Below are 4932 nucleotides of genomic sequence, written 5' to 3'. Positions count from 1 at the left end.
AGGTGGATGCCCGCGGTCTGCTGTTCGAGCTGGGAGTAGCCCATCATCCCGCATTCGGCGGCCGGTCCGGTGATGTCGGAGAGTCCGACACCGATCTCGTAACCGCCGGATTCCGGCGCTGCCGCCGCCGGAACGGCGAGCGCGTCGGTCATCCCGGGCACCGTCGCGGCCGCGAGCGTGGCCGAACCGATCGCGGTCCGGGCCAGAACAGTTCTACGCGACACCGGCATACCCGTCTCCCTTCTGTCACGATGCAGCGAACCACACAACTGGTCACTCGTCCAGTCAAAATTTTTCCGGCCCGTGAATTGACTGCGCGGGCGCTGGGCGCTTAACTCCCTTGGGTGTCCTCCCGATTGAGCGTCGAAGAACGACGGGCCCACCTTATCGAGGCCGCGATCGGCCTTGCCGAGAAAAAGGGCGTTGCGGGCGTGACCACCCGCGATGTCGCTCAGGCGGCCGGTGTCTCGCTCGGTGTGGTGCATTACTGTTTCGAAAACAAGGACGCGCTGATGACCGAGCTGGTCAAAGCGTTGTCGATGGAATTACGCGATTCTGTCGACGCAAACGAAACGGTATGGCAGGACGTCGGAAGTGGAAAAGAAGCCCTTCAAAAATTGATCCGCGCGGGACTGGAACTCATGTGGCTCAACATTGAAGCCACTCCGGAACGGCAGCTGCTCACTTACGAAACAACCACTTACGCGTTGCGCGAAGGCGAGCAAACCCCGGCGAAACTCGCGATCGCGCGCGAGCAGTACAACTTCAACGACTCCACGGTCGCCGACATCCTCGAGCACGCGCGCGACGCGACCGGCACGCGCTGGTCGGTCCCGGTGCAGACGCTGAGCCGGTTCACGCTCAACGTCATCGACGGCGTGGTACTGCGCTGGCTGGTGGACAACGACAGCGAGAGCGTGCGCGCACAGCTGGATCTGCTCAGCGAGATGCTCACCGAGAACGCGGCCCAGTAGCCGTCCGCTCAGCCGCGCAGTTCCGGCGCGCGGACGTGCACGGCCGAGCCGGTCTGCCACCAGGGCACCGCGACCGTGGCCTCGATCGCGCCGCTCAGCCGCACCGTCAATTCGTGGTGCACGACCAGCTCACCCGCTTGCGGGGGCAAAGCGAACAACTGCCGCAGCACGACGCCCAGCGGCTCCGTCGCCCAACTCGTGCGGCGGCCGGTCTCGGCCACCTCGGCGGTAACGGCCTCGGACACCAGCGGCAGGTCGAGCAGAGCCGCCAAGGCCGAGGCGGTTTCGGTGTCGCCCGCCACCAATCGGTCCGGCGGCACCGCCAAACCGAACCACGCGCGATCGAGGACGAACGCGTCCGCCGGATCGACCACGGCGCCGGTGAGCGCGCGCACCCGATCGGGTGGTCGCAGATCGGTGAGATCGAGCAAGCCCGCGGCGACAGCAGCCGCCAGACGGGCGTGGGTGCGCGAAACAACCTCCGGCGATGGCGTTCTCGATGGGTCCGCGAGCGCCTCCAGCAGAGCGGCGGCCAGCTCGTCGGTGATCGTCCCCGGGTCGGCGAGGATGGCGCGGCAAGCGTCCGGATCGACGCCTGCGACGGCGAATGCCGGTAACAGCCCGTCGAACTCGGTGTCGGCGGGATGACGGAACAGTCCCAGTGGGGTGCTGTCGATCCGCGCGTATCTGCGCAGCCACCACGCGGTGTAGCCGTCGGCGTCGGCCAGCAGGCGACGGGTGCGGGGCGCGGCGGCCAACTGCCGCAACGCGTCCGGCCAGGCGGCGTCGTCGACCAGGTCGAGGTCGCGGACGGCGACCAGCTCCGGCGGATCGTCCGGCAGCGTGGACCACCAGTGTTCCTCGTCGTCCAGATCGTGGTCCGGACCGGTGGGATCGGCCTCGGTGATCACACCGAAATCCCAGCCGACGCCGAGGGCGCGCAACGCGTCCGCGCCGTAGCGCTCGACCAGTTCCGGGTCCACCGTGCCGAACGGCGCGTCGGGCACGAGCAGATCGCGCAGCGGCGCGCCGGGCAGCAGCAGTTCGTCGGCCGGTCGCGATTCACCCTCGGTGTTAGGCAATTCGAGCAGCCCCAGCCAGGACGGCAGTGCCTCCGGAGCCGCGTGCGCCGCCAGACGCAGGATGGCATCGGCGGTGTCGGGGTCGTCCGGGTGATCCTCCAACTCGGCCCGCAAGCCCGGGTCGGTCAAGAGATCCTCGGCGGTGGCCGACCGCGCGCCCAGCCGAGCCAGCAGGGGATGCGCGGCCTCGGGATGCGCCAGCCTGGCCCAGTGCACCGGGATCGCGACCTCGAGCTGATCGTCCAGCACCACGGTGCGCGGTCCGGTGACGAGCCTGCCGTCGGCCAGCGGCACCGCCAGCGCGCCCAGTTCCTCCGCCGCGAGGGGATCGACCACGAACGGTTCCAGTGCGGCATAGAACTGCCGCCACCAACTCGGCGGCCGCTCCAGGCCCCCGGATAATTCCGCGATCCGCGCCAAGCCGAGCCGGTGCACGTCCAGCGCACCCATCGCCTCGGCGTGCGGGCGCCCGGAGAGGTCCGGGATCACCAGCGGACCGGCCACCTCATCGAGCAGGGCGGCCAATTCCGGAGTCAGACCGGTGAAGGCGTAAGCGCGAGTGGGGATGGCCACGTCCTGTGGGTGCTGCACCACGGCGGCCGCCGGGGACCCGGCGATGTCGAACGGAATCGGTTCGCCTGACACCGAAGTGCTACTGGGTCCGGCGGACCGGTCTTCGGCCGTCCAGGTGCTCCGCAGATCCGACGACTCCATCGCCGCATGCGGACCATCGCCGGGCGCATCAGCCGCTCCGGCAGTCCGGATATCGCCCGGCTCGGTGCCGAGCAGGTCTGGCGAGTCGCTCGCGGCATGCGGCCCCGCACCATCGAGCACGCCCCGCGCTTCTGGGTCGGCCGCCGCGGGCGGCAGTGCGTTGTCCGCTTCGTGCGAGGCGAGGGTGTTCGATCCGGCGTAGCCCGCCGTGCGGGGCTCGAGGTCGGCGGCGAGCGGCCCGGTGTCGACGAGGCCTTCGTGCGCGCGCCGGTGGGTGACGATTACGGGCAGCCATGGCTGCGTTTGCAATTCGCGCAGGAGCGCTTCGCGCAGCAGACCATCGGCCTCGCTGCGGGCGAAACCAGGTGTGGGGACGAGCACGAGCCGGTCGCGTGGTGGCAGGGCGCGAGCGAAATCCGCGTAACCACGGGCCAAATCGGCGAGCCGGGCGCCGGGGAGCAACCTGCGGCGATCCGGCTGCATCGGAATGTCGGCGACGAGCAGCGCGGGCAGCGACAGTTCCTCGTCGGACCTGGTCGGCGCCCGCAGCACATCGGGGGCGGCCACCACCGGCCTGCCGTCGCGCACCGGCAGCAACCAGCGAGCGCGTGGGGTGCGGTACTGCCACCAGGTTCGCTGCTCGCTGCCCGGGCCGTCGACGTAGACCTCGTACATACCGTCGCCCATGTCCTCGGCACTGCTGACGAATTCGTCCTCGCCGATGTGGATGCGGTGCAGGGCGGGCAGTTCCAGGAGTAGATCGACGGCTTCGGCGCGCATCGCGGCCAGCAGCGCGTCGGCGTCGACGTCTGCGCGCAGCCGCAGCACCACCTCGGTGTCGAGACCCGCCGCCGGTCGCGCCTCGGTCGGCCAGGCCAACCGCAGCACCGGAGGATCGAATTCACCCGCGTCGACGACGGGTGTCCGGATCTCGTTGTCTTTCAGAGCTTCCCGGGTCTCGGAGCGGGAGAACCGCAGCGATCCGGAGGAAGACCGGAGTTCGATGTCCTCGCTCACCGCGAGCACCGCGGTGAAACCGACGCCGAACCGGCCGACCGAACCGTCGCCGGATTTCCCCGACGCGCGCAGAGCGGTGAGCGCGTGCACACCGGAGACGTCCAGCGGCGCACCGGTATTGCCGATGTGGAGGTCACGACCGTCGAGCCGGACGACGACGGCGCCTGCCACGCCCGCCTTGCGCGCGGCGTCGGCGGCGTTCTGCGCCAACTCGGTCAGCAACCGGTCGCGGTAGCCCGCGCGCACCAAGTCGCTCTCGGTGGCCGCATCCTCCCGCAACCGCGTCGGCGAATCACGCCATGCGGCGAGCACGGCCGCGCGCAGCGCCGAAGTGCCGAACGGATCGGCGGCCTCGCTCAGTTGCGCGGCGATGACTGGATCTCCGGCCGTGCCTCGGCCTCCGGCGCGTCATCGGTGCTCGCGCCGCTGTCGGGCTCGGCGACCGGCGCGTCCGCAGCGCTGGACTCCGGGCGGCTGGGCGCTTTGCCGGAGACACTGTCCGAACCACTTTCATCAGCAGCGCTGTCCGCTTGATCGCCAGTTCCGAGAGCCGGGTTGGTGCCGATGTCGCCCCTCGCCGCGTTCGGCTCGTTCTCAGCAGCGCCCACCGGACCGGCATCAGCGGTCGGCGTGGTGCCGTGCGCGGTCGGCGGCTCGGCGATGTCGTCCGCGCCGGGCGTCGCACGCACCGAGGACCGAACGCTCGAATCGGCGGGATCGATGCCGCCGACCGCGCCGGCGCCGACTTCGGTCCCGGTCGCCTCGGGGGCGGTGGCCCCCGCGGCCTCGATTACCGCGGAATCCCCGGCAACATGAGCGGTCTCGATGTCCGCAGCGCCTTGGGAGACTCCCACGTTCTCGACGTCCGCAGCGTCCGCGGCCACCGCGCCGCCCTCGGCGACTTCCGCCTCCCCGGCAACCGCGGTATCCCGGGCGGGTACGGCGTCCTCGGCTGTTCCCGAGTCCATACGGCCCTCGGTGATCTCCGTCGCCTTCTCTGCCTGCTCGGCAGCCGCACGGCGCCGCTCGCCGCGCGTGGATGCCGTCTTGGCCGAATCCTGCTGAGCGCGAGAACGTTCCGTCTCGAGCGAGATCAACTCGATGGCCGCGTCGTCGTACGCCTCGTAGAGCGGGGACCCGCCGCC

3 protein-coding genes and 1 pseudogene are annotated in these 4932 nt (G+C 70.2%); 1 reads left to right on the top strand and 3 read right to left on the bottom strand.

What is annotated here, in order from left to right; translation table 11 throughout:
- The coding region (locus ON29_RS04180) for a neutral/alkaline non-lysosomal ceramidase N-terminal domain-containing protein (protein ID WP_040864812.1) at positions 1–230 on the bottom strand (230 nt) is incomplete at its 3' end.
- Positions 231–356: 126 nt separating this feature from the next.
- Between ON29_RS04180 and ON29_RS04175 the strand changes: the two genes are divergently transcribed.
- Positions 357–974, top strand: coding sequence for a TetR/AcrR family transcriptional regulator (locus tag ON29_RS04175; protein WP_210749991.1), 618 nt, complete (start codon positions 357–359; stop codon positions 972–974).
- Positions 975–982: 8 nt separating this feature from the next.
- Here ON29_RS04175 and ON29_RS36855 read toward each other — a convergent pair whose 3' ends face one another.
- Both ON29_RS36855 and ON29_RS04160 read right to left on the bottom strand, forming a co-directional pair.
- A complete protein-coding gene (locus tag ON29_RS36855; RefSeq protein ID WP_051174849.1) occupies positions 983–4099 on the bottom strand; it encodes a sacsin N-terminal ATP-binding-like domain-containing protein in 3117 nt (1038 codons plus the stop codon).
- 44 nt (positions 4100–4143) lie between these two features.
- Positions 4144–4932 (bottom strand): annotated as a pseudogene (locus ON29_RS04160) (hypothetical protein); the annotation flags it as partial.

Source organism: Nocardia exalbida NBRC 100660, assembly GCF_000308575.1.
GTDB classification, from domain to species: Bacteria; Actinomycetota; Actinomycetes; order Mycobacteriales; family Mycobacteriaceae; genus Nocardia; species Nocardia exalbida.
Note: the sequence above shows the minus strand (reverse complement) of the source record. Positions and strands in the feature narration are given on the sequence as shown.